Annotated in this window: 21 protein-coding genes; 4 read left to right on the forward strand and 17 right to left on the reverse strand. The window is 70.1% G+C overall.

Features of this window, described 5'->3' with window-relative positions; translation table 11 throughout:
• Nucleotides 1–42 precede the first annotated feature (42 nt).
• Together J7I97_RS15845 and J7I97_RS15850 are read right to left on the reverse strand one after the other, a co-directional pair.
• Nucleotides 43–1308 (reverse strand): DUF4192 domain-containing protein, encoded by a 1266-nt coding sequence (locus tag J7I97_RS15845; protein WP_214935328.1) that lies wholly within the window; start codon nucleotides 1306–1308, stop codon nucleotides 43–45.
• A 259-nt stretch (nucleotides 1309–1567) separates the two neighbouring features.
• Nucleotides 1568–3727 carry a RecQ family ATP-dependent DNA helicase gene (locus J7I97_RS15850; protein ID WP_214935330.1) on the reverse strand — a complete coding sequence of 720 codons (2160 nt, stop codon included), beginning with the start codon at nucleotides 3725–3727 and terminating at the stop codon, nucleotides 1568–1570.
• A 506-nt stretch (nucleotides 3728–4233) separates the two neighbouring features.
• Here J7I97_RS15850 and J7I97_RS15855 point away from each other — a divergent pair.
• Nucleotides 4234–4863 carry a hypothetical protein gene (locus J7I97_RS15855; RefSeq protein ID WP_214935332.1) on the forward strand — a complete coding sequence of 210 codons (630 nt, stop codon included), beginning with the start codon at nucleotides 4234–4236 and terminating at the stop codon, nucleotides 4861–4863.
• 253 nt (nucleotides 4864–5116) lie between these two features.
• Here J7I97_RS15855 and J7I97_RS15860 read toward each other — a convergent pair whose 3' ends face one another.
• From J7I97_RS15860 to J7I97_RS15870, 3 genes are all read right to left on the reverse strand, one after another.
• Entirely contained in the window at nucleotides 5117–5776 is a 660-nt protein-coding gene (locus tag J7I97_RS15860; protein ID WP_214935334.1) for a hypothetical protein, read from the reverse strand.
• A gap of 59 nt (nucleotides 5777–5835) precedes the next feature.
• Nucleotides 5836–6546, reverse strand: coding sequence for a ribonuclease HII (locus J7I97_RS15865; protein ID WP_214935337.1), 711 nt, complete (start codon nucleotides 6544–6546; stop codon nucleotides 5836–5838).
• 93 nt (nucleotides 6547–6639) lie between these two features.
• The gene (locus tag J7I97_RS15870; protein ID WP_214935339.1) at nucleotides 6640–7242 is read right to left on the reverse strand and encodes a TetR/AcrR family transcriptional regulator; all 603 of its coding nucleotides are present in this window, start codon (nucleotides 7240–7242) and stop codon (nucleotides 6640–6642) included.
• A gap of 139 nt (nucleotides 7243–7381) precedes the next feature.
• Here J7I97_RS15870 and J7I97_RS15875 point away from each other — a divergent pair, with 139 nt between their 5' ends.
• Nucleotides 7382–8935: an MFS transporter gene (locus J7I97_RS15875; protein ID WP_214935340.1), complete on the forward strand. Its 1554-nt coding sequence runs from the start codon at nucleotides 7382–7384 to the stop codon at nucleotides 8933–8935.
• 107 nt (nucleotides 8936–9042) lie between these two features.
• Here the strand turns inward: J7I97_RS15875 and J7I97_RS15880 are convergent, their stop codons facing one another.
• The 6 genes from J7I97_RS15880 to J7I97_RS15905 all read right to left on the reverse strand — a co-directional run bounded on the left by J7I97_RS15880 (nucleotide 9043) and on the right by J7I97_RS15905 (nucleotide 15861).
• The gene (locus tag J7I97_RS15880; protein WP_214935342.1) at nucleotides 9043–10863 is read right to left on the reverse strand and encodes a DUF4153 domain-containing protein; all 1821 of its coding nucleotides are present in this window, start codon (nucleotides 10861–10863) and stop codon (nucleotides 9043–9045) included.
• Between the two features lie 197 nt (nucleotides 10864–11060).
• Nucleotides 11061–11978, reverse strand: a complete 918-nt coding sequence (locus J7I97_RS15885) for an ADP-ribosylglycohydrolase family protein (protein WP_214935344.1) — start codon at nucleotides 11976–11978, stop codon at nucleotides 11061–11063.
• An 11-nt stretch (nucleotides 11979–11989) separates the two neighbouring features.
• Nucleotides 11990–12649: a histidine phosphatase family protein gene (locus J7I97_RS15890; protein WP_214935346.1), complete on the reverse strand. Its 660-nt coding sequence runs from the start codon at nucleotides 12647–12649 to the stop codon at nucleotides 11990–11992.
• Nucleotides 12650–12729: 80 nt separating this feature from the next.
• On the reverse strand, nucleotides 12730–13335 hold the full coding sequence (locus J7I97_RS15895; RefSeq protein ID WP_214935348.1) for a YdbC family protein: 606 nt from the start codon (nucleotides 13333–13335) through the stop codon (nucleotides 12730–12732).
• 32 nt (nucleotides 13336–13367) lie between these two features.
• Nucleotides 13368–14216: an arylamine N-acetyltransferase gene (locus J7I97_RS15900; RefSeq protein WP_214935350.1), complete on the reverse strand. Its 849-nt coding sequence runs from the start codon at nucleotides 14214–14216 to the stop codon at nucleotides 13368–13370.
• Nucleotides 14217–14742: 526 nt separating this feature from the next.
• On the reverse strand, nucleotides 14743–15861 hold the full coding sequence (locus tag J7I97_RS15905) for an NAD(P)/FAD-dependent oxidoreductase (protein ID WP_214935352.1): 1119 nt from the start codon (nucleotides 15859–15861) through the stop codon (nucleotides 14743–14745).
• A 53-nt stretch (nucleotides 15862–15914) separates the two neighbouring features.
• On the opposite strand from J7I97_RS15905, the gene J7I97_RS15910 reads away from it, so the two are divergent.
• Entirely contained in the window at nucleotides 15915–16607 is a 693-nt protein-coding gene (locus J7I97_RS15910; protein ID WP_214935354.1) for a TetR/AcrR family transcriptional regulator, read from the forward strand.
• A 73-nt stretch (nucleotides 16608–16680) separates the two neighbouring features.
• On the opposite strand, the gene J7I97_RS15915 is transcribed toward J7I97_RS15910, so the two are convergent.
• From J7I97_RS15915 to nrdR, 6 genes are all read right to left on the reverse strand, one after another.
• Complete coding sequence (locus J7I97_RS15915) at nucleotides 16681–16896, reverse strand: Tn3 family transposase (protein WP_214935356.1); 216 nt, start codon at nucleotides 16894–16896, stop codon at nucleotides 16681–16683.
• 16 nt (nucleotides 16897–16912) lie between these two features.
• Nucleotides 16913–17746, reverse strand: coding sequence for a hypothetical protein (locus J7I97_RS15920; RefSeq protein ID WP_214935358.1), 834 nt, complete (start codon nucleotides 17744–17746; stop codon nucleotides 16913–16915).
• 1551 nt (nucleotides 17747–19297) lie between these two features.
• The gene (locus J7I97_RS40310) at nucleotides 19298–19552 is read right to left on the reverse strand and encodes a helix-turn-helix transcriptional regulator (protein ID WP_214935378.1); all 255 of its coding nucleotides are present in this window, start codon (nucleotides 19550–19552) and stop codon (nucleotides 19298–19300) included.
• A 27-nt stretch (nucleotides 19553–19579) separates the two neighbouring features.
• A complete protein-coding gene (locus J7I97_RS15930; protein ID WP_214935360.1) occupies nucleotides 19580–19906 on the reverse strand; it encodes a hypothetical protein in 327 nt (108 codons plus the stop codon).
• Between the two features lie 204 nt (nucleotides 19907–20110).
• Complete coding sequence (locus J7I97_RS15935) at nucleotides 20111–23002, reverse strand: vitamin B12-dependent ribonucleotide reductase (protein ID WP_214935362.1); 2892 nt, start codon at nucleotides 23000–23002, stop codon at nucleotides 20111–20113.
• A gap of 129 nt (nucleotides 23003–23131) precedes the next feature.
• On the reverse strand, nucleotides 23132–23644 hold the full coding sequence (gene nrdR / locus J7I97_RS15940; RefSeq protein ID WP_214935364.1) for a transcriptional regulator NrdR: 513 nt from the start codon (nucleotides 23642–23644) through the stop codon (nucleotides 23132–23134).
• Between the two features lie 468 nt (nucleotides 23645–24112).
• On the opposite strand from nrdR, the gene lexA reads away from it, so the two are divergent.
• Nucleotides 24113–24910, forward strand: a complete 798-nt coding sequence (gene lexA / locus J7I97_RS15945) for a transcriptional repressor LexA (RefSeq protein ID WP_214935366.1) — start codon at nucleotides 24113–24115, stop codon at nucleotides 24908–24910.
• The last annotated feature ends 11 nt before the right edge of the window (nucleotides 24911–24921 follow it).

The raw sequence follows: 24921 nt of genomic DNA on the forward strand, positions 1-24921 counted from the left end.
CGGCGTTCCAGAGCCGCCGTGCGCGACTCCCCAGGTCCCGGCTCACTGCTCGCTCCCCTCGGTGCGGCGGTTCCCGCGGCGGGCCGGCCTCTCCCGGCGGCCGGGCGGGCGGTTGGCGGCTGCCGGGCGCTTGCGCCGGGGCTCCCGGCGCCGCCGCTCCTCCCGCAGGCACTGCCGTAGCCCCTCCGGGTCGATTCCCTCGTTGCAGGCGTGGTGGAGCAGTTGGGCGAAGCGGTATTCGGCGTCCGCCCGCAGGGCCATCCCGAGGGCGATCCGGGCGGTCGGCTCGTCCCCGGTGGACCAGGAGACCCACCCGGCGAGGGTGAGCGGGGCCGCGGCGTGCTCCCGGTAGGCCCCGACGCAGCGCCGGGCCAGGGCCCGCCAGAGGCGCAGTGCCGGGCCTGCCTCCTCGTCCTCCATCCACTCGGCCCCGATGTCCCGGATCTCGCGGTCCTGGAGGCCGAGGATGACGGCGGCGGCCTCGTCGGGACCGAGCAGCGCGTCGTCCCAGTCATCGGCGCCGGGCCCGGCCTCGGCGGGCGGGGAGAGGACCATGCGCTGCATCAGGGCCCGGGCGAGAGTGATGGTCTCGGCGCCCACCTCCGCCCGGGTGGCCCCGTCGAGGATCTTCGGGACCAGGGCGGCGGCCGCCCGGTCCAGGGCCCGCTCCTGCTCCTCGGCCATCGCTCCGCGCAGCGGTGTCAGCCGGCCCTCGATCTCCCTCAGCGAGCCCCTGACCTGGAGCCCGGCGAAGGTGGCGGCCGCGGCCATCACCGAGGTGCCGTACGCGGCGAGCGGATGGCCTTCGGCGGGGCAGCAGAGTTCGTCGGAGCAGGTGTACGACCAGAAGCGGCCTCCGGAGAGGCACAGGGCTTCCAGCACCGGCACGTCCAGCGCGCCGCAGGCCAGCCGGAGGCGTTGGGCGAGCGGCCGAAGCCGGGTCATCACCCGCTGGCCGCTCTCGCCGCCGCGCGGATCCTGGCAGAGGTAGACGACGATGCCGTCGGGCTCGGCTCCGCGCCGCCGGCTGCCCTGGACCAGGGTCTCGGCCACCTGCCGGGCGGTGTCCTCCCATTCGGCGGGTGCCGTGGGGATGCCTACGCGGAGCCGGCCGCCGAAGCGCCCGCCCTCCCCGTGCACGGCGACCATGACGAGGGAGTCGGTCGGATGGAACCCGAGCATGTAGGGCAGCGCGTCGGCCAGTTCGGCCGGGCTGCGCAGCGTGATCTGCGGTTCGGTCGCGGATCCGGACGGGCTGCCTTTTGAGGCCCCGCCGGACGGGATGCGTGATTCGTGGTTCTTCGTCATGCGTCGACGGTCCCGCGCGTGATCCGATCCCGAAACCCCTGTGGATAACTCATCCAAGCTTCAACATCCACAGGCTCAGGGCACGTTGTCTGCGCGAGGACCACTTGCAGGCGATCGAGGCCCTCGTGGCGCACGAGCGGCAAACGCTGATGGTGCAGCCGATGTCACTACGACGGTTGGCGTACTCCTTCCGCAGTACCGGGCAGCCCCTCCGGACCGTCAACTGGTGTGCAGAAGCGGCTCGGTGGTCCGGGAAAGCTCAGGCGGCCGCGGCGAGGACCAACGGAAGAACCTGTTCGCTGCCCGCCTGGCGGAGTAGGCGGGCAGCGACTGCGAGGGTCCAGCCGGAGTCGGTGTAGTCGTCCACGAGCAAGACCGGGCCGGGAGAGCCGGCCAGCGCACCGGCCAGCTCCTCGGAGACGGTGAAGGCGCCGGAGAGCGCCCTGAGGCGCTGGGCGGAGTTGCTGCGGCGTGCCGAGTGCGCCCCGTCCGCCCCTGTGTACGTCAGGGTGCCCAGGAAGGGGAGGCGGCCGATGGTCGCGATTCCCTGGGCAAGGGAGCCGACCAGTTGCGGGCGGGTCAGGGACGGCACGGCGACGACTCCTACCGGCCGGGCAGCGGCGTCCGGGACGTTCGGCGCCCAGCCGCCCGGAGAGCGCGCCCAGTCGGCGAGTACGGCCACCGCGGCCTGCAGGACGTCGTCCGGGACCGGTGTATCGGGCGCGTTCTCAGCCAGTAGCGGGCGCAGCCGGTTGCCCCAGCCGATGTCCGAGAGACGCCCCAGGGCGCGCCCGGTGGAACACTGCTCCTTGGCCGGGATGCGCCCCTTGAGGTTAATGCCCAGAGCGGCCATCCCCGTCGGCCACATCCGGCGCGGCTCGACCTCCACGCCCGGGCGGTCCAGTTCCTTCGCCGCCCCGGTCAGCGTCTCGGCCGAAACGGCGGAATCCGCCCAGGCGCCCGCGCAGTTGTCGCATCGGCCGCACGGGGTCGCCCCCTCGTCGTCCAGCTGCCGGCGCAGGAACTCCATCCGGCACTCGGACGTGCTCACGTAGTCGCGCATGGCCTGCTGCTCGGCGGCCCGCTGGCGGGCGACCCAGGCGTACCGCTCGGAGTCGTAGGTCCACTGCTGACCGGTGGAGGTCCAGCCGCCCTTCACCCGCTTGACGGCCCCGTCGACGTCGAGCACCTTGAGCATGGTCTCCAGCCGGGTGCGCCGAAGCTCCACGGCCGCTTCCAGTGCCGGCACGGACAGCGGCCGTCCCGCATCGGCGAGGGCCGAGAGGGTCTGGCGAACCTGGGCCTCGGGCGGGAAGGCGGTATCGGCGAAGTAGCGCCAGATGGCCTCGTCCTCCTTGCCCGGCAGCAGCAGGACGTCGGCGTGCTCGACCCCGCGCCCGGCGCGGCCGACCTGCTGGTAATAGGCGATCGGCGAGGACGGCGAGCCGAGATGGATCACGAAACCCAGGTCCGGCTTGTCGAATCCCATGCCCAGCGCCGACGTCGCGACCAGCGCCTTGACGCGGTTCTCTTGCAGGTCGACCTCGGCCTGCAGCCGGTCGGCGTTCTCCGTCTTCCCGGTGTACGAGGCCACTGGGAAGCCGCGCTGCCGCAGGAAAGCGGCGGCCTCCTCGGCCGCGGCCACCGTCAGCGTGTAGATGATCCCGGAGCCCGGCAGCTCGTCCAGGTGCTCGGCGAGCCAGGCCAGGCGGTGCGCGGCGTCCGGCAGCTGGACCACGCCCAGCCGCAGGCTTTCCCGCTCCAGCGGGCCGCGCAGCACCAGGGCCTCGCCGGCACCGGTGCCCAGCTGCTCGGCCACATCCGCCGTTACCCGAGCGTTGGCGGTCGCGGTGGTGGCCAGCACCGGCACGCCGGGGGCGAGCTCGGCGAGCATCGCCCGCAGGCGGCGGTAGTCAGGGCGGAAGTCATGGCCCCAGTCGGAGATGCAGTGTGCCTCGTCGACCACCAGCAGGCCGGTCGTGGCCGCGAGCTTGGGCAGCACCTGCTCGCGGAAATCCACGGAATTGAGGCGTTCCGGACTCACGAGGAGAACGTCGGTCTCACCGCGCTCGACCTCTCCGTAGATGGTGTCCCATTCCTCCGGGTTGGCGGAGTTGATGGTGCGAGCCTGGATACCGGCCCGCGCCGCCGCCTCGACCTGGTTGCGCATCAGCGCCAGCAGCGGCGAAATGATCACCGTGGGGCCGGAGCCACGGCGGCGCAGCAGAGCTGTGGCAACGAAATACACCGCCGACTTGCCCCACCCGGTGCGCTGCACCACCAGTGCCCGCCGTCGCTCCTCCACCAGGGCCGCCACCGCCTGCCACTGGTCCTCCCGCAGCCGCGCCGAACCCCCCGGGGCACCGACGAGCTCAGCGAGGATGGCGTCGGCTTCAATGCGGAGCTCCAGGTTGTCCATGCCCCCATGCAACCCGATAGCCAGGACAAAGGGCCAGCTCACCCAGCGTGACCATGGGCTCGCGAACGGTCCACCGGCCTTGCGGGATGTCGCCGAACAGCTCGCTCCGGCGCCGGGACGGACGCACTGGGAGCCGCGCGGCCCGCTGGACGGATTCCGGACGATGTCGCGCAGGCCGTGGTGGCGGTCCTCGCCGACTGGGTCCGCGGCCCGGGCAGTTGGCCCGGCTGCTGCGGCGGTCGGGCGGGCGCGAAGGAGTTGTTTCCGCTGGTGCCGGCGCTCCAGCCGTAGCCGGATGCGTCATACGCGGCGTGGCGGGGCAAGGATATGAACGGCATACCGGCGAATTCCGGTCGGCTGCGCCAATTGCTCGTTGCCGCATCCTCGCGCGCCACGCGAGAATTGGGGAGCTCCCGTTCGGCTCGACGGCACTTTCAAGGGCCGCGCCGCGGCGCGCCCACAACTCAGTTGTGCCCGTCCGCGGGCGTGTACCCGAAGGGAGGACCGTGACCTTCGGATTCGCCCCGCCCTCGACCACGTCCCTGACAACGGCCAACGGCGGCGCCAGCCGGCACGGCCGACTGCTCGAACCCGCCGAGTGGACCGCGGCCGGAGTGCCGCTGCTGAGCAATCCGCGCGAGGTCGTCAGCGGACTGCACTCCCGGCACAGCCCGGTGCCGTCCACCGCGGTGATCGCCGTCCTCGGCCCGGAGGAGAGACTCGTCGCGAGTGCCTCCTTCGTGCAGCGGTCGGTCACGGCCGACGGCTGGGAGTACCGCAACGCCCTGCTGTCCGGGCTGCGCCGGGTGATCCCGCACGACCTGCGGCGCCGGAGCCCGGTGCGGACGGCAGTGCTGCTGTACTGCCGCGACGGCGACGAGCGGTGGACCGAGGAGGACGGCGCCTGGATGTGGGGACTGCGGGACGCCTGCACCCTGCACGGCCTGCGCTGCGGGGCGTACATCACGCTGACCCGCGGCGGTTGGCAGGTGGTCGGCGACGGCCGGGGCGGCCGTCGGCCCGGCTCCGACTCGCGGCCCGAACGCCTCGGTGACACCGCGGCCGAGATCGCCCCGCTGCCCCTGCGCACCGGCGGCGGCGCGGCCGAGGCCCTGCGCCGTACCGCCGCGCGCTGAACCTCGTACCGCCGCACCCTGAGGCTCGTACCGCCGCGCGCTGAGGCTCGTACCGCCGCGCGCTGGACCTCTTACCGTCGCACCGCGCGTGCGTACGCGGACGGGCGCACGGACACGGCACCGCGGGCACGCCACCACGGCAGGCCGAACAGCCGCACATCCGGGATCAGGCGTACGGCGGGTCAGGCCTCGGACTTCAGCGGGGCCGGCGCCTGGCCCGCCCCGCCCCTCGCCCGCGCCGGGATACGGGGCGTCAGACGCCCGCGCCCAGCACGGAGTTGATCTGCTGCGCGTCGCCGCACACGATCAGCAGCGCACCGGCCCGTGCGAGCGCGACCGGCAGTGCGCCGGCGGCCGCCTCGGCCGGTCCGCCGTTGGCAGCGAAGACCACGACCGGACGGCCGGCGGCGCGCTGGATCTGCGCCGCGTCCGCATAGAAGACGTCGTCCAGGGCATCGTGCTGGGCCCAGTACGCGGCCTCACCGAAGGACAGTTCGTGCGCGGCCCACGGGTGCGGGTCGCCGGTGGTGAGCACCAGGATGTCGCCGGGCGCGCGCCCAGTGTCGAGCAGCAGGTCCACGGCCTCTTCGGCCGCGTCCAGCGCGCCTTCGACAGAGGCCGGGATCAGCTGCACCTGCGGCACCGACGCGGAGACGGACGGTGCGGTGGGGGCTGCGGGGACGGGTCCGGGGGTGGCCTGCGCCGCGCGCTGCGCGGGCGGGGCGGGCCGGGGGGCACCTCCCGCGCGGCTTGCCGCTGCGGGGGAGGGACCGGGGCGCCCGGGCCGGGGTACGGCGGCGGGACGCGGACCAGGTACGGGGCGGGGGGTCTGCGCGGTGCGGCTCGCGGCCGACGTGACGCGGGGACCCTGGGCACTCTCGTGAATCTGAGGCTCCTCGGGGGTGAGAGGCATGAGTTGATGTCTATCAAACACCGGTACGAAACGTACCGGTTGGGGGCACGTGGGTGCGATCAGAAATCGAAGCCGAGTTGGCCTCCGTTTTCCAGCTCCAACGATTCCTCGCTGCGCCGGACCTTCTTCAAGTGCCGCCACTGGGGCAGCGCGTCGAGGTACGACCACGAGAGCCGGTGGTACGGGGTGGGCCCCAGCACCTCCAGTGCCGCGCGGTGCACGGGCGAGGGGTATCCGGCGTTGGCGGCGAAGGCGAAGTCCTCGATTCCGCCGCCCTGTTCGCCGAGTTCGGCCATCATCCGGTCGCGCCGGACCTTGGCGATCACCGAGGCTGCGGCGACGGCGACGCAGGACTGGTCGCCCTTGATCACCGTGCGGACCCGCCAGGCCCCGCCGAGGTAGTCGTGCTTGCCGTCGAGGATCACCGCGTCGGGTCGCACCGGCAGGGCCTCCAGGGCTCGCACCGCCGCGAGCCGCAGGGCAGCGGTCATGCCGAGCTCGTCGATCTCCTCCGGGGAGGCGTGTCCCAGGGCGTGAGCCGTGACCCAGTCCTCCAGGACCTCGATCAGCACGTCGCGGCGCTTGGGGGTGAGCAGTTTGGAGTCGGTGAGCCCCTCGGGCGGCCGGCGCAGACCGGTGATCGCCGCGCACACGGTGACGGGACCGGCCCAGGCCCCTCGTCCGACTTCGTCGACCCCGGCGATGACCTTGGCGCCGGTGGTTGCACGGATGGAGCGTTCGACGGCGTGGGTGGGTGCTTCGTACGGCATGGCGCCAGCAAGGTTACGCCGCCCCGGGCCGCCTGCACACCCCGGCCCGGGCCAAGCCCGCAAGCGGGTCCGCGTCCCCACCCGCGGCCGGGGTCACGTCCTGAGCAGCGGCACCATTACCTGATCGATCATTTCCGCGATCTCCGCGTCCTTCCATTCGCTCCCGCACACCTTCGCGCGATACATCAGCATCGCCGGAATGACGCCGAAAACCAGCGGGCTGTCCGCATCCGGCCGGACATCGCCCCGCCGGATTCCGCGCTGGACGAGCTCCTCGATCAGCCGGTGGGCCGGCTTGTGCAACCCGTCCCAGATCACCTCGCGGAACCGGTCCGCGTTGGCGTGGTCGCATTCGTGAAGAACAGCACGCAGGGCCTGTCCGGCGCGCGAATCCATCGCCTCCCGCATCCGCACGCACAGCTCGTAGAGATCCTCACGGATCGACCCGCCGTCGGGGATCGACCCGAGCGGGGGCAGCCGGGTCCGCAGCACCTCCGCCACGAGGTCGGCCTTCGAGGGCCAGCGGCGGTACAGCGCCGCCTTGCCGGTGTGCGCGCCGGCCGCCACGCCCTCCATCGTGAGCGCGTTCCAGCCGGCCGTGCCGAGCTGCTCCAAGGCGGTGTCGAGAATCGCCCGTTCGAGTTCCGAACCCCGCCTGCGCCCCGGTGACGCCGGTGACCAGCGCGAACCCACCATCGCCCAAACCTCCGACCAACACGAGCGTCCCCCGCACGCGTTTTCAGCCTTAGTGAACGCTTGTGTTCACTAAGTGAGGCTCCTACCTTGGAGCTGCCGTGAACGATTGCGTTCACTATTTCACTTGGGGGGATCCTCGGTGACAAGGTCTCAACTCGCCACGCCCCGGATACCGGGCGCGGCCCGCCGGGAAGGGCGCCCCGGAGTGGCGCTCACCGTCATCGCCGCATGTCAGCTCATGGTCGTCCTCGACGCCACCATCGTGAACATCGCACTCCCGCACATCCAGACCGCCCTCGAATTCTCCACCACCGACCTGTCCTGGGTCCTGAGCGCGTACACCCTGACCTTCGGCGGCCTGCTGCTGCTCGGCGGCCGGGCCGGCGACATCCTGGGCCGGCGCCGCGTGTTCATGGCCGGAATCCTCCTCTTCACTCTGGCCTCCCTCCTCGGCGGCTTCGCCCAGGAGCCCTGGCAGCTGCTGGCCGCCCGTGCCCTCCAGGGGGTCGGCGGCGCGATCGCCTCGCCGACCTCGTTGGCCCTGATCACCACCACCTTCGACGAAGGACCCGAACGCAATCGGGCCTTCGGGGTGTTCGCCGCGGTCTCCGCGGGCGGCGGCGCGATCGGTCTGCTGGCCGGCGGCATGCTGACCGAGTGGCTCGACTGGCGCTGGGTCCTCTTCGTCAACGTGCCGATCGGCGTGGCGATCGCGGCCCTCGCGCCCCTCTACATCAACGAGTCCGAACGGCATCCCGGCCGCTTCGACATCGCCGGAGCGCTCACGTCCACCGGGGGCATGGCCTCGCTCGTCTACGGGTTCATCCGCGCCTCCGAGGACGGCTGGCGCGACACCGTCACCATCGGCTCCTTCACCGCGGCCGTGGTGCTGCTCGGCGTCTTCGTGGCCGTCGAGACCCAGGCCCGCGAGCCGATCATCCCGCTGCGGATGTTCGCCGACCGCAACCGCGCAGGCACTTACCTGATCATGCTCGGGCTCGCCGCCGCGATGTTCGGCATGTTCTTCTTCATCGTCCAGTTCGTGCAGAACGTGCTGGGGTTCTCGCCGATCCAGTCCGGACTCGGCTTCCTCCCCGTGACCGTCGCCATCATCACCGCCGCGGGCCTCTCGCAGCGGTTCCTGCCGCGCTTCGGGCCCAAGCCGTTCATGGTGGCCGGCTCCGCGCTCACCGGCGCCGGGCTGACCTGGCTGACCTTCATCCAGACCGACAGTTCGTACCTCTCCGGGGTGCTGGGCCCGATGGTGGTGTTCGGCTTCGGCATGGGCCTCAACTTCGTGACCCTCACGCTGACCGCCGTCTCGGGGGTGGCGCCGAGGGAGGCCGGCGCGGCCTCGGGGCTGCTCAACGCCAGCCAGCAGGTGGGCGGTTCGCTCGGCCTGTCCATCCTGGTCACCGTCTTCGGCACGGCCGCCCGCACGGAGGGGCAGAAGCAGGCCCCCGCCTTCTTGGCGCAGGCCGACGCCGGTCAGCTGGCCGCCTTCAAGGAGACCGGGCGGCTTCCCGACCCCTGGGGGGACTACGTACTCACCCAGGGCATGTCCACCGCGTTCACCGCCGCCGTGGCCATGGCCGGGCTCGCCCTGGCCACCGCGCTGCTGGTGATCCGGGTGCGCAAGAGCGACCTGGCGGCCCTGAACGGGGCCACCACCGAGGCCGGTCCGGGGGCTTGAGCCCTGATCGCCGTACGGGCCCGGGCGGGGGGAGTGAACCCGCGCCCGGGTCTTCGTACAAGATCCCGCCACGGCCGATGGTCGGGCCGTTGCCGTTTCTACTCGTCCTACTCGACGCGGCCGCTGAACGCGCCGAGGCGCGAGCACTCCTCGTACGAGGCCTTCGCCGGGCGCTCGTGCAGGATCCGCCGGGCCCGGTACTCGCCCAGGCTCATGGCGTACCAGGGCACGTCGCCGGCCTGTGCCAGGTCGTTGTTGATCCCGCGCAGGGCGCAGGACCTCTGGGGCTCGGGCAGCCGGTCCAGGGCGGGTGCCGCGTCCGCCGACAGGGACTGGAAATACGCCAGATCGATCTTGCCGTCCTGCTGGTACCGGGTCACGTTCCGCTCGGCCACCATCCCGTCCGGGGACAGCAGCCCGAAGGCCAGTACGGCCGCTGCCGCGCTCCCCACGACCGCGCGCGGCAGCCAGCGGGCGCCGAACACCCCGGCCGCCATGATCAGTACGAGGACCAGCCCGAGCCACAGCTCCATCGCGGCCACCGACACACGCAGCCGGGTCAGCCCGTACGCGTCCACGTACAGGTTCATGCGGCGCAGGGCGGAAGCGACCACGACCAGGGTGAGCACGCACAGCGTCCCGAGGACGACGCGGACGAAGCGGCGGTCACCGGCTCCGGCGCGCGGGGCCCAGCGCAGGGCGAGCGCGATCACGGCGAGGGTGAGCAGGGTCGCCCAGAGCAGCTGCCAGAAGCCCTGGCGGGCGTACTCGGCGTAGGTGAGGCCGGTGCTCTCCAGGACCTTGTCGTAGCCACCGAACAGGACGGCCAGCTGGACGGCGTTGAACCCGGCGAAGAGCAGGTTGAGCACGATCAGCGGAAGCGCCCATTCGACCCGGGACCGCGGTTTGCCGGGGGTCACCTCGATCCGGTCCCAGCGCAGCGGGGCGGCGGCGGCGCGGGCGCCGGCGAGTGCGAGGGCGGCGCCGAGGATGAAGAGCAGGACCCGGACCGGGCCGTCGCCGACGGAGACTTCGGGCGTCAGGTCGCCCAGCAAGTCGGCGAAGGCGGCGTCGGCGGAGGCGAACAGGGTGCCGAAGATTACGAGCAGCACCACGGCCACCGCGGCCGCCTTGACGATGGGCAGCCAGCGGTCCCGGCTGACCCCGCCGCTGCGGGAGCGCAGGCCGGTCCAGGCCCAGCCGACGCCGTTGACCGCGGCGTCGACGAAGCCGAACGGGCTGAACAGGACGCCGGGCCAGGTGCGGCTGCCGTGGAGAGCCAAGGCGGCCAGGGAGACGGCGGAGAGGATGGCGAGCGTGGACGGCCAGGCGGAGTCGCGCAGCGCCGGTATGGCGAGGAGGACGACACATCCGATGGACCAGGCCACCGTCCAGGGGCGGGCGGTACGGCCGGCCGCGCGGGCGGCAACGTACGCGGCGACGATGGCGGGCACCACGGCGAGCAGCAGGCCGGGGCCCATGCCATCGCCGAGCAGCAGGGCGGCGGCAAGACCCGCGACGAGCGCGGCTCCGAGCGTGGCGCTCCGGATCGGGGCGGCCTCGGCGGGCCGGATCCGCACGACCCATGCGGGCGGCGCCGCGGAGGGGCGCGCTCCAGCGTGCCCCGACTGCTGCTGACGCTGCGCCTGCTGGGCGCGCCACGCGGCGGCATCGGCGGCGGTCCCGGCGGCGGCAGCGGAACCGCCGGCGGCAGCCGGCTCGGGCGCGCCCGCGGGCGAATCGGCAGCAGGTCTGGAGTGGCCGCCAGGCGAAGGAGCAGGGGGCGCAGGTTCGCCCGTTGCGCCCCCGCTCGCGCCCCCGCCCCCGCCTGCGGGCGACCCGTCGGCGGATGGCGGACCTGGCTTCACCGGTTCGGCGGCAGCCCCCGCGGCCGCCCCGGCATCCGCCCCGTCGGCGTTCTCTGGCATCGGGTTCCCCTCCCTGTCGGCCGCCCCCGGTGGCTCCGGTGGAGGCGGCGAAGCGGACAGAGTAGGCCCGTGACATGCGGCTTTGACCAGGCAAGCAGGCCCCTGTGGCAGGACCGTGACAATCCCCGGCACGCCCCCCGCACGCGCCCTCCCACCGCCGGACTCCCCGCCGGGCACACCCCCAAGAGGCCAACCGGCTAGCGCGCCGCGGCCTCCGGCAGCCAGGCCGGGAGCGCCTCGGTCCGTGCCAGCCAGGCCTGCGGAAGCACCTCGTCCCCGCGCGCCCCCAGCACACCGCCGACGATCGCGCAGTTGGTGTCGACGTCCCCGCCCACCTGGGCGGTGGTCCAGAACGCCCGCTCGTAGTCGTCCAGCGCCCGCGCCGCCGACCACAGGGCGAACGGCACGGTGTCGTGGGCGCTGGTGCGCCGCCCGCAGCCGAGGACCGCCGCGACGGTGGTCGCGTCGCCGTAGTCCAGCATGTCCCGCGCCCGCCGCAGCCCCGCGCCCACCGCGCTGCGCGGCACCAGGGCGATCACCCCGTCCAGCAGGTCGGATGCCTTCGGCGGGCCAGCCGGGGCCGCCGCCAGGGCGGTCGCCGCCGCGACGGCCATCGCCCCGCACACCGCCTCGCGGTGCTGGTGGGTGGTGTAGGCGGAGATCTCCGCCTGGTGCGTGGCTTGTTCGGGGTCGTCGGCGTACCAGGCGCCGAGCGGCGCGATCCGCATGGCCGCGCCGTTGCCCCACGATCCCTGCCCGTTGAACAGCTCGGCGGCGAGCGTGCGCCAGTCCTCGCCCTCCCGGACGAGACGGAGCATGCGGTTCACGGCGGGCCCGTAGCCGCGGTCGAAGTCGTGGTGGTGGGCGAAGGAGGCGGCCAGGGCGTCCTGGTCTATGCGCCCGTGCTCGGCGAGGACGGCGACGACGGAGCAGGCCATCTCGGTGTCGTCGGTCCACTGCCAGGGCTCGGTCCCGGCGGGCAGCTCGCGCCGCTTGAGCAGGGGGTAGTTCACGGGGACGAAGTACTGGGAGCCCAGGGCGTCACCCAGAGCCAGCCCGCGGAGGCTGGACATGGCGCGTGCGTAGCGCCTTTCGGGAGAGGAGTCAGCGGTCATCGCGCGTCACTCTAGCCGTCCAGGTCATAAGGCTCGGGTGTGGTCCACCGCTCAAACGGGCGGTCCATCCGGTACCGGCCGTCCACTCCCAGCGTCAGCACCCGGAATTCGCCGTTCCCCGGGTTGGAGAGGGACTCGAACTCGGCCACCGACCAATGGAACCAGCGCATGCAGAACAGCCTCATGGTCAGACCGTGCGTCACCAGCAGCACGTTCTCCGGATGGTCCGGCGCCTCGAAACTGCGGTAGAGGCTCTCCAGGAAGGACCCGACCCGGTCGTACACGTCCGCCCCCGACTCGCCCTGCGCGAAGCGGTAGAAGAAGTGCCCGTACGCGTCCCGGTACGCCTTCTGGAGGCGCACGTCGTCGTGGTCCTGCCAGTTTCCCCAGTCCTGCTCGCGCAGCCTGGGCTCCTCGCGCATCCGGACCCGCGTCGGATCCAGCCGCAGTTCCCGGAAGGTCTGCAGGGTCCGGCGGTACGGGGAGACGTACGCGCTGATGCGCTCGTCGCCGAAGAGCGCGCGCAGCCGTACGCCTGCCTCGGCGGCCTGCTCGCGCCCCCTCGCGGTCAGCCTCAGGGCGTGGTCGGGCTGCCGCTCGTAGACCGTGTCATCGGCATTGCCCTCCGATTCCCCGTGCCGGACAAGGACGATGCGCCGTGGTCGTGCCATTCCACGACCCTATTCGGCCACCGGCGGGCCGGGCATCCGGGCACGCCGGTGGGATCGCCGTTCCAAGTACAGTCGTACGGTCATACCGTCCAGGACGGTTCGAGGTCGACGACGTCACCGGTGAGCGCCTCTACGTCGGCCTCGGTCTGCGCACGCAGCGAGAGCCGCTCGACGCGTTCCTGCCGGTACTTTCCGTGCTCGGCGGCCGCGCGCCACATCGACAGCACGAGGAACTCCCGGCCAGGCGCCTCCCCGAAGAGGCCGCGGATCATTCCGGGCGAACCCGCCATGGCCGGGTTCCACACCTTCTCCTGCATGTGGGCGAAGTGGTCCACCCGGCCGTCCCGCACCCGGGTGTGCGCGACGCGGACGACATCGGCATCGGTGAAGCGCGGTTCGAAGCCCGTCTTCACATCGAAGCGGTGATCGAAGAGCGTGACCCGCAGATCGGTGTAGGTCCCGTTCTGGGCGGCGGCCAGCCGGTCGTGCGAGCGGGCCATGAAGGAGTCGTAGAAGGAACGGCTCTCCCAGAACGCGAAGACATGCGCGACCCCCTGCCGGCCCCGGCTCCAACCGCCGCCCTGTCCCCGGAACCCCGGTTCGCCAGGCAACCCCGCCCATTTGCGCTGTCCACGCTCGAACCCGCGTCGGTCCGTCACCGTGCAGCGAATCCACTTGACCAGCACCGAGCCATCGTACGGGCCCGGCGCGGCCCCGGTCAGTCCCCGGCGCGGTGGATCCGCACCAGTTCGGCCGCATCCCGCTCGGGCAGCCGAAGCCCGAACTCCCGGTCGAGCAGAGCGAGCAGCTCGCCGGAGGCCACGGGCTGCCGCTCGATCCGCCCGTCGGGGTACAGGCGGGTCAGCTCCCGCCCTACGAGCGCCAGCCGGACGGCATCGCCCGGGAGCTGGACGATGACCTGGCCGACGAAAGCGGAGCGGGGGTGCGAGGAGCTGTAGTGGTTCAGCACCACGTAGTCGACGGGGTGGTACGGCTGCGGTGAGAACGCGTACAGGTCCCGCCAGGTTTCCCCCCGCAGCAGACACAGCGCGAGAACGCCGCCGTCCTCCTCGCGGACGGTGTACGTCCAGTCCTCCTGCCGCACTTCGACGCCCGGGCGCGCCAGCGGGACCGGCTCGCGCGGGCCCTGGTAGCCGAACCCGGCGTCGCACAGCCACGGTTCACCCTCGACGGTGACGACGAGGACGGCGTGTGTCACCGCCAGCAGGGAGTCCCCGCGGGTGCGGTTGCGGGCACCGCGCCCGGAGACCTCGAAGCCGATCCGCTCCAGGGCAGCGGCCAGCAGCGAGTTCTGCTCGTAGCAGTAGCCACCGCGCAGGCCGTGCAGGCCGTGCACGAGCTTGTCCTCGACGGCCTTGACCTCCAGCTCTACGGGGCGGCCGAGAAGGACATCCAGGCTTTCGAAGGTGATGGCACCGGTGTGGGCCCGGTGCACTGCGTACAACGTCGGGAGGTCCGGCCGGAGTTCCCCGCCCTCCCCGACCGGCCCGCCGTACCCGATCCGCTCCAGGTAGGCATCCAGATCCAGCTCGTCACCGCTCCACATGACTCCCCCGCTCCCCCGGTCCCCCGGTCCCCCGCTCGTGAAAGGACGAGGCGCCCGATCACCCTGCCGGTCGCGCCCTATGCGCGCTGGGGGAGCCTAACCGGTGATCATTTCGCGCAGAAACAGAAAACAGAGCAGCCCCGGGCCGAAATAACGACGAGGCCGGTGGAGCCCGAAATAACGCCGAGGGCGGTGGAGCGCGGAAAACGCCGAGGGCGGTGGAGCCCGGAAACCCCGGCTCCACCGCCCTGACCAGCTAGTTCACGTCCAGCTGCCGACGCCCGAAATACTGGGACCTGCTGGGAGTCGTAGGTACGCCGAGTTCGACTCATCCCAGACGACTGAGCAGTCGGCCCGCGAGGAGGATCGGACCGGATTTTGGCGGTAACGGGCTGAGGGCTGCGTTCGGTGCAGGTGTCGTGCGTTCGTCTAACGGTGGTTTTTTGCCGGAAGGGACCGCAGCGGTGCCGTACTGTCTCGTGAAGCCGTGGCGAGCTGTTAGTGCTGGTGCTCTCGCGCTTGGCAGTCAGGATGGCTGGACTTGGTCGAAGAGGGCGAGGGCTTCGGCGGGGTCCGGGCTCACGAGGCGTTCCAGACCGGCCATCGTCATCTTCGCCCACCTGCCGGCCCGTGCCCACATCTGTTCCTCGAAGGCGCGGACGGCCTCGTCCAGATCTCCAGGGCCGGTGGCGATGGACTCGGCGAGTTCGGCGCCTTCCAGCATCGCGAGGTTCGCGCCCGCCCCCAACGGGGGCATCAGGTGAGCGGCGTCGCCCAGTAGCGTCACCCCGGGGACGTGGGTCCAGGTGTGGGACACGGGCAGGACGTAGAGGGGGCGGTGGACGAAAGCGGTGCCGTGGCGGAGGAGGGCCAGGACGGGAGCGGCCCAGCCGTCGAACAGAGCCAGCAGGCTCGATCGCACGGCCTCGACGTCGGCCAGGTCCAGGTTCGTGTGCCAGTCCAGCGGCGCGCGGAACTGGGCGTACACCTTGACGTGGCCGCCGCTGTTGCGCTGGGCGACGAGAGCTCGGTTCACGCCGTACACAGCCACTGAACCGTCGCCGATCAACCGGGCGAGGTCAGGGTGGCGGGTGTCGACGTCGTCCAGGGAGGTCTCGACCAAGGTGACGCCGGTGTAGTGCGGCGTCACCGACGAGACTGCCGGGCGGATCCGGGACCAGGCGCCGTCCGCGCCGACCACGAGGTCGAACGTCTCCTGTCGCCCGTCCGCGAAATGGACCAGTACGCCATCCCGGGTCCCCGACACCACCTGCGTCACGCCCCGCCCCCACCGGACGTCGAGAGGGCCGAGCAGCAGGTCACGGAGTTGACCGCGGTCGATCTCGGGATTGGCCCGGTCGTCTGGACGGGGTCGCCAGTCACGCAGGACGGTCCCGGCCGTGTCCAGGATGCGCATGGCCTGCCCCTCGGGACGAGACAGCGCCTGGAACTCCGCCAGCAGCCCCGCCTTGTCCAGCGCGAGCTGGCCCAGCCCTTCGTGCAGGTCCAGCGTGCCGCCCGGGGGGCGGGCGTCGGGGGCGGGATCTCGTTCGAGGACGGCGACGGGGTAATCATGGCGGTGCAGGACGCGGGCGAAGGTAAGGCCGGCAGGGCCGCTCCCGACAACAGCGATGCGGTGCCTCATGTCGATACACTGTATTTCCCCATTGCGATGCATCGCAACAGAACGGTGTGAACATGACTGTGTGGGACCGGCCGGAGCCGCCGACTCGCCCTGTGCCGCTCGACCGGGAGCGGATCGTCGCCGCCGCCATCGCGCTGGCCGACGAGGGCGGGCTGGAGGCGGTGTCGTTGCGCAAGGTCGCCGCCCGGCTGAACGCTGGCCCGATGCGGCTGTACGGATACATCTCCACCAAGCAGGAGCTGTTCGACCTCATGGTGGACGAGGTCCAGGCCGAGATTCTCCCCGCGGAGCAGCCCGGTGACTGGCGGGAGGCGCTGCGCATCCTCGCCCACCGCACCAGGCAGGCAGCTCTCCGTCACGAATGGCTGGCCGACCTGCTCGGCGGCCGCCCGACCCTGGGCCCGAACGGCCTCGCCGTGACCGAGGCCACGCTGGCCGCCCTCGACGGCCTCGCCGACATCGACACTGTCATGCGCGCTGTGGAGACTGTCAGCGCCTACTTCACTGGCGCGATCAGGCGCGAGATCGCGAACCTGCGGGCCGAGCGCGCCACGGGCCTGTCCAAGCGCGACTGGCAGCGCGCCTCCGGCCCGCATGTGATGAGAATGTTGGCCACGGGCCGCTTCCCGGCGCTGACCAAGGCCGTGTACGACGGCACGGACGTGGACGCCGAGACATCCTTCGCGACCGGCCTGGACTGGGTCCTCGACGCCGTGGCCGCCAAACTCACCCGGCCGCCGGCGTGACGCTCAGCTCTTGCCGAATGTGAGCGAGGCCGGGGTCGGTGTCCACGGACCGTGCGGGCTTGCGCCGCCACCCTCATAACGTTGGTGCTGCCATCGGGGCGCCGGGAGCGTCCGCTTCTTGGGTCGGGTCGTGGAAGGGCCGCAAGCCGGCGCCCGAGTCGGCGCGGGTGAAGGCGTAGCGGCCCAGGAAGTTGATGTGCTCGTAGGCGATCGGCGAGAGCCGGGCGCACATGTCGTCGGTGGCCACCCGCTCCGATGCCACGGGCGTAGACACAGCGACGGTGCTCATGTGGTCCGCGTGCTCGTCATAGGATTCCGAGTTCGTCGAGGAGATCCTCCGGATCACCATCGACATCGCCATCCTCGTCGAGTGTTTCAAGTCCTGGGTCGAAGAGGTCAAGATCCTCGGCGTCTTCATCGCGGAGGACTTGTCCCCAGTAGTTCGCGTAGATCCCGCCGGCCTTGTCGACCCAGTCCACGGCGGTGTTGATGTGGAGGTCGAGGAGCCGGGCCAGAGTCCTTGGTTGAACGGTCGTGCCCAGCTGGAACAGCACGGTGTTACGCATCGGTCGGGCTCGGATGCCGTACTTGGCCAGCCGGACGCCAAGTCGGTCGGAGGACAGATGAGTTCCGGCGCCGTCTCCGAGGAAGAGCCACCTGGCGTTTTCGATGAAAGGCGCATTCCGTCGAGGCCCCTGCGCGAGCAGCTCGGCAAGGTGTCGACCCATCGGCTCGGGGAGCTCCAGCCAGTCCTTACCCAGCTTGATCCGTGAGGGCGTGGATGCTGGGTCGACGCTCTTTCGTTCGATGCTGGCGATCCGAGAAAGGTGCTGGCCGTAGAGGACGACGAGAAGACCGGCAACGCGAACGTCTGCCGGAAACCCTTCTTCATGAAGCAGTCTGTGAGCCAAGTCGATGCGCAGCTGGTAGTCCTCGACTGCAGGTGGGGATTGGGGCAACCGCAACGGAATGGCGGATATCGGAAGGTCCAGCAGACGTTGACGGATTGCCCAAAGCAAGAACTCCCGGGCCCAGTGGCGGGTGCTCGGGCCTGCCAGCCACTCGTCGACGCCCGATCGGTCGAGCCCAGCCAGCCCCGCCTCGCAGCTGAGCCCAGGCCAGCAGGTCGATCGCAGCACGCAGCTGATTCTGGGCTCGCCTCACTGTGCCACGAGTCGCCTTGCCGACTTCGCACGGACCTTCGACGGATGGTAGGAGCCGGTGACGGTAGAACTGTTGAAGAGTCCAGCGGTCCGCAGCCTGGCCGACCTTGGCCAGCACTTGTCGCGCCCAGGCTTCGTAGCGGCCGGTGAAAGCATGTCGGGGTTCGAGAACTCCGGTCGAGACAAGAATCATCCTGGCGTTCTCGACGGCTTGGCGCCGATCTGCCTTGCCATCGGCACGCTCCGGGCTTTCGATCGCGTCGAGATCTTCGTGAGTGGGTTTGTTCTCACGCCGAAGGAGTCCGATAAGAAGCTGTGCCGTGGGGCTCTGCTCGAGCCAGTTCAGGCTGGATCTGGGGTTGGGGCTGGCAGCCAACCGCTCAGCGACTGCGCGGCCCGCGTCTCCGCAATCGTTGAAGACTTTGCCAATGTGCCCGGTCAGCACGCATCTTTCGCAACGACCGCCCGAGTAGAGCCGATCCTCGAGTCCGCATCCGGTGCAAGTGCCACCGACGTCGACACCGAGACACTCTCTGCAGACTCCAGGAGCGAAGAAGACACGCCCAGTCTTCCCGCAGCGGCTGCACTCCTCCCGTCGACGCATTGCCCGATCTCGGCAACTGGAGCATCTCGGGCCGTCTGGGAGGAAGTTGATGCCGTGGTCCCTGCCGCAAGTGACGCATACCGCCCATCGCACACTGTCGACATCTGCGGCCTCCACAGAGATCTCGCCGACCGTGGCGAACGCCGCTGTGGCCTGCGCGATGCAGCCGAAACACAGCCGGAACGGCCACGGGTCCTCAGTCGAGGAATCAGCCGTCCTTGTCCGCAATTGGCGCAGATCTCCAAGGGGCGTCCGGCGCAGGACTTGCAGAGCGGTCCGTCGTCGGTCCGGGCGGAGACAGGACGGTGCCGTAGGCAACCACGACACTGCTCCACAGGGGTCTGATAGCAGCAGAGCCCAATCGGCCCGTCCGGTGTTCGCGCGGTGACTTGTCCGATCTGCCCGCAGCGGATGCATGGTTCAACGACATCAGGATGGCGTCGGCGGCATGGGGCGCACCAGGACCAGCCGTCTTCGTCCCGCCAGACGACGTTGCGCTCCTTCCGGCAGGACCGGCAGGTCTCGATTCGTCCTGGGGTCTTCCGATATCAGTTCTCGCAGATACGGCCGTCTTCACTTCGATGCGGAAGGGCGCGACGCTCTCTTCCGCAACCCGCGCAGCGGGTCCGGGCAATGTGTGGCAGCCCGTCGGCAAGGGCGTGCCGAAGCCGTTGGACCAGTGGCGGGGTGCGTGGTCCTGGGTCAGTGACCCGCCAGCGCGCAGCCATTCCGCGACCCGGCGTCGGGATATTCGGTGGATCAGGACGTCTACGACGACCTTTCGCGCGGCGTCGGTGCTGGCACCGAGCTGCACGATCGGGTGCTCGACAAGAGCGGTGTCCTGATCGTCGGCGCAGTTGTCACAGCGGGAGGCCAATGCTGGCATCCTGTGGAGCCCGGCCGGGCAGGTCGGTCTGCTGGGATCAGCGCTTCGGGCCTTGGACCTTCGCACCGCGCAGCCGTTGCCGGGCTGCGGGGTCGGGCTCGTGATCAGTTGCGACCTGCCCGAGGTCGAGCCACAGATCGGACGGCGTGCAATCGAAGATCCGGCAGAGCGCGAACTGAACCTCGACGGTGAGTCGTGCCGGCGCTTGGGTCACCAGCTCGTGAACGCGGCTGTGTCCGATCTGGACCCCTTGGGCCGTCAGCAGTTCCTGGACCTGCTTGGCGAACCGGATTTATTCGTGGCAGACCTGTTTCGGCACCTAGCCGAACGCCGCCTGGCACCGCTCAATCCACGGGTACTGCGGGTTGACGGCGTACTCGCAGAACCGGCGAACTACCCCTTGGCGGTTGCGCAGCATAGACAGTGCGATCTCACGTTCGCGCATGTCAGCCGACCATTCGTCGACGTCCTGAGCAGTCCACTCCCAAGGCCAGGCGTCCGACCACACGACGAATCCGCGGAGCATCTGTAGGAGCTTGCCGACTGATTGCCGATCCCTGCCGGCCGCCAGAAGCATGGTGCCGTAGCCCCGCAGCATGTCGGCGAAGAACTCCGCCTGCTTCCCCTGTTGAGGGCTTCCCTGCACGAGACGAAGGCGAGAATCCGCCACAAAACCTCTTCCGGTTTAACCGCTGAAGTGCCGGTTAAACCGGAGGCTAGCATGTGGGGGCCCTGCGTTCGTCAATAGCGAGGAGGTCCGGCCAAAAGGCCGGACCTCCTCACAAACCCAGCATCACCAAGACCTCAGCAGATGCGTCGAGTTCCGGTTAGACCGGATGACTTCGGGGAGTCAGCTGCAGCCGCTCGTGGAGCCGCAGCCCTCGCAGATGTAGCAGGAGCCTGCGCGCTGCATCTTCGTACCGCACGAGAAGCAGAGCGGGGCGTCGGCGGAGACACCGAGCTGCATCTCGACCAGTTCCGCGTTGCTGTGCGCCGTCTTCGGGGCCGGGACCTCGACGACCGGCTGCGGGACCGACGGGAACGACGGGACCGCGGCCAGCGGAGCCGACTGGGACAGGGACTCCGTGTCGATCTCCTCCTCGAGCGGCTCGTACGACCCGGTGTCGAGGTGGCGCTGGCGCTCCTCGGCGGAGTGGATGCCGAGCGCCGAGCGGGTCTCGAACGGCAGGAAGTCCAGCGCCACGCGGCGGAAGATGTAGTCGACGATCGACTGCGCCATCCGCACGTCCGGGTCGTCCGTCATACCGGCCGGCTCGAAGCGCATGTTCGTGAACTTCGCGACGTACGTCTCCAGCGGGACGCCGTACTGCAGACCGACCGAGACGGCGATCGAGAAGGCGTCCATCATGCCCGCGAGGGTCGAACCCTGCTTGGACATCTTCAGGAAGACCTCACCGAGACCGTCGTCCGGGTAGGAGTTGGCGGTCATGTAGCCCTCGGCGCCGCCGACCGTGAAGGAGGTGGTGATCCCCGGGCGGCCCTTCGGGAGGCGCTTGCGGACCGGGCGGTACTCGATGACCTTCTCGACCGCCGCGCGGATGGTCTCCTCGGCCTTCTCGGTGACCTCGGTCTTCTCCTCTTCCTTCTTCTTCGCGGAGAGGGGCTGGCCGACCTTGCAGTTGTCGCGGTAGATCGCGAGCGCCTTGACGCCCATCTTCCACGCCTCGAAGTAGATCTCCTCGATCTCCTCGACGGTCGCCGTCTCCGGCATGTTGACCGTCTTCGAGATCGCGCCGGAGATCCAGGGCTGGATCGCGGCCATCATGCGGACGTGGCCCATCGGGGAGATGGAGCGCTCGCCCATGGCGCAGTCGAAGATCGAGTAGTGCTCGGCCTTCAGGCCCGGGGCGTCGACGACCACGCCGTGCTCGGCGATGTGCGCGACGATCGCCTCGATCTGCTCCTCCTGGTATCCCAGGCGGCGCAGGGCCTGCGGGACGGTGCCGTTGACGATCTGCATCGAGCCGCCGCCGACGAGCTTCTTGAACTTGACCAGGGCCAGGTCCGGCTCGACACCGGTGGTGTCGCAGGACATCGCGAGACCGATGGTGCCGGTCGGCGCGAGGACGGAGGCCTGGGAGTTGCGGAAGCCGTTCTTCTCGCCGAGGCGCAGGACGTCCTGCCAGGCCTCGGTGGCCGCGGCCCAGATCGAGTTGTCCAGGTCGTCGGTGCGCGGCGCGACCGCGTTGGCGTCGGCGTGCTGCTTCATGACGCGCTTGTGCGACTCGGCGTTGCGGGCGTATCCGTCGTACGGGCCGACGATGGCGGCCAGCTCGGCGGAGCGCTTGTACGCGGTACCGGTCATCAGCGAGGTGATCGAGGCGGCGAGGGTGCGACCGCCGTCCGAGTCGTAGGCGTGGCCGGTGGCCATCAGCAGGGCGCCGAGGTTGGCGTAGCCGATGCCCAGCTGGCGGAAGGCGCGGGTGTTCTCGCCGATCTTCTGCGTCGGGAAGTCCGCGAAGCAGATGGAGATGTCCATCGCGGTGATGACGAGCTCGACGACCTTGGAGAAGCGCTCGGCGTCGAAGGACTGGTTGCTCTTGCCGTCGTCGTGCAGGAACTTCATCAGGTTCAGCGAGGCGAGGTTGCAGGACGTGTTGTCCAGGTGCATGTACTCGCTGCACGGGTTGGACGCGGTGATGCGGCCGGACTCCGGGCAGGTGTGCCAGCTGTTGATCACACCGTCGTACTGGATGCCCGGGTCGGCGCAGGCCCACGCCGCCTCGGCGAGCTTGCGGAAGAGCGCCTTGGCGTCGACCTTCTCGATGACCTCGCCGGTCATGCGGGCACGCAGGCCGAACTCGGTGCCGTTCTCGACGGCCGTCATGAACTCGTCGTTCACGCGGACGGAGTTGTTGGCGTTCTGGTACTGGACGGACGTGATGTCGTCGCCGCCCAGGTCCATGTCGAAGCCCGCGTCACGCAGGGCGCGGATCTTCTCCTCTTCCTTCACCTTGGTGGCGATGAAGTCCTCGACGTCCGGGTGGTCCACGTCCAGGACGACCATCTTGGCCGCGCGGCGGGTGGCGCCGCCCGACTTGATCGTTCCGGCGGACGCGTCGGCGCCACGCATGAAGGAGACCGGACCGGAGGCGTTGCCACCGGAGGAGAGGAGCTCCTTGGAGGAGCGGATGCGGGAGAGGTTCAGGCCGGCGCCGGAGCCGCCCTTGAAGATCATGCCCTCTTCCTTGTACCAGTCGAGGATCGACTCCATGGAGTCGTCGACGGCCAGGATGAAGCACGCGGAGACCTGCTGCGGCTGGGGCGTGCCGACGTTGAACCACACCGGCGAGTTGAAGCTGAAGATCTGGTGCAGGAGCGCGTACGTCAGCTCGTGTTCGAAGATCTCCGCGTCAGCGGGCGAGGAGAAGTAGTCGAAGTCCTCGCCGGCCTTCGTGTAGGTCTTCACGATCCGGTCGATGAGCTGCTTCAGACCGGTCTCGCGCTGCGGGGTGCCGACCGCGCCGCGGAAGTACTTGCTGGTGACGATGTTGACCGCGTTCACCGACCAGAAGTCGGGGAACTCGACGCCACGCTGCTCGAAGTTCACCGAGCCGTCGCGCCAGTTGGTCATGACGACGTCACGACGCTCCCAGCTCACCTCGTCGTACGGGTGCACGCCCGGGGTGGTGTGGATGCGCTCGATACGCAGGCCGCTCTTGGCAGCCTTGGTCCCCTTGGCGCGGGAACCTCGTGCCGAGCCGCTCGCCGTCTCTGTCATGCCGCCTCCCATATGCGGGCAAAAACGCCCTAAAGTGCCAGCGTTATTCCGCGGCACGGTGCTGTGTCTTGTATCTGCGTTTCTTCGCCTGGCTGAGCTGAGCGGCCGCGCTGGACTGCGGCCTTCCGGTCAGTCGGCGGCGGAGGCGGGCACGGGGACCGGAGGGGTCCCACCGGGCTCGCACTCTTCGGGGTGAGGCCGGGGCACGCGGAGTTCCGCGATGGCGGTCTCGAAGTCTTCGAGTGTGTCGAACGCCTTGTAAACGGACGCGAACCGGAGGTAGGCGACCAGGTCGAGCTCCTGCAACGGGCCGAGTATGGCCAGACCCACGTCATGGGTGGTCAGCTCGGCGCTCCCGGTGGCGCGCACCGCCTCTTCGACCCGCTGGCCGAGTTTGGCGAGGGCGTCCTCGGTGACGGGCCGCCCCTGGCATGCCTTGCGCACCCCAGAGATGACCTTGGTACGGCTGAAGGGTTCGGTCACCCCGCTGCGCTTGATCACCATCAGCGAGGCCGTCTCCACCGTCGTGAAACGACGGGAGCAGTCGGGGCACTGACGGCGCCGGCGGATCGATGTGCCGTCGTCCGTGGTGCGACTGTCGACGACGCGGCTGTCGGGGTGCCTGCAGAAGGGGCAGTGCATGATTCCCTCACCCTCCCTCTTGGCACGACTGAATCACCTCACGAGGCCCCTGAACGGCAGAGACGAGGCTCTGTCGGGGGCTTGTGAAGCAGCCACAAGCATATGCGATGTCGGGGACCCCAGCAGACCGAGGACCCCAACTTCTGGGTGGCAGCGCTCATCCAACCACTAGATCTTGTGTTGTGGCGGATTTACTGCGCTCTGCGTGTCGCGGCGTCCGATACCCGGATACGCGACCTCGCGGTGCCACACTGAGCACAGACCCAACGGTGGCGACCCGACCCGGAAGGGTACCGTAGGCACCGGATGCCGGGCCGAACCCGTGTTCGGCGGACCGATCGTCTATACACCCCGCGATGTGACCACGTCGGACGATCTGCGATTTTTCACTCGAACGTGTGTTTGGCGCAACCTTTCGAAAGCAACTACCGTTGTCCAGCTAGGGAGAACATTTCGAGAGGGGCCGACGTGACCACCACCGCAGACAGTGCCACCATCACTGCCCAGAACCGCTCCCAGAGCCAGAGCCGACTCGAGCCGGTGCATGCCATGAATGACGCAAGCCTCAACCCGGAGGCGGAGCCCGTACGCCCCGCACGTTCGCTGCCAGGGCGACCTCCAGGCATCCGCGCCGACAGCTCCGGGCTCACGGACCGGCAGCGGAGGGTCATCGAGGTCATTCGCGACTCGGTGCAGCGGCGCGGCTACCCGCCGTCGATGCGGGAGATCGGTCAGGCGGTCGGCCTGTCGAGCACGTCGTCGGTCGCTCACCAGCTGATGGCCCTGGAGCGCAAGGGCTTCCTGCGCCGCGACCCGCACCGCCCGCGGGCCTACGAGGTGCGCGGCTCCGACCAGCCCAGCTCGCAGCCCACGGACACCACCGGCAAGCCCGCCGCCTCCTACGTTCCCCTGGTCGGCCGGATCGCTGCCGGCGGCCCGATTCTCGCCGAGGAGTCGGTCGAGGATGTGTTCCCCCTCCCGCGCCAGCTGGTGGGCGACGGCGAGCTGTTCGTCCTCAAGGTCGTCGGCGACTCGATGATCGAGGCCGCGATCTGTGACGGCGACTGGGTCACGGTCCGTCGCCAGCCGGTCGCGGAGAACGGCGACATCGTCGCCGCGATGCTGGACGGCGAGGCCACGGTCAAGCGCTTCAAGCGCGAAGACGGCCATGTCTGGCTGCTCCCGCACAACGCCGCCTACCAGCCGATCCCCGGCGATGAGGCGACCATCCTCGGCAAGGTGGTCGCCGTACTGCGCCGGGTCTGACCCCGCGCCCC

The sequence above is a fragment of the Streptomyces sp. ISL-87 genome (assembly GCF_018614095.1).
GTDB lineage: Bacteria > Actinomycetota > Actinomycetes > Streptomycetales > Streptomycetaceae > Streptomyces.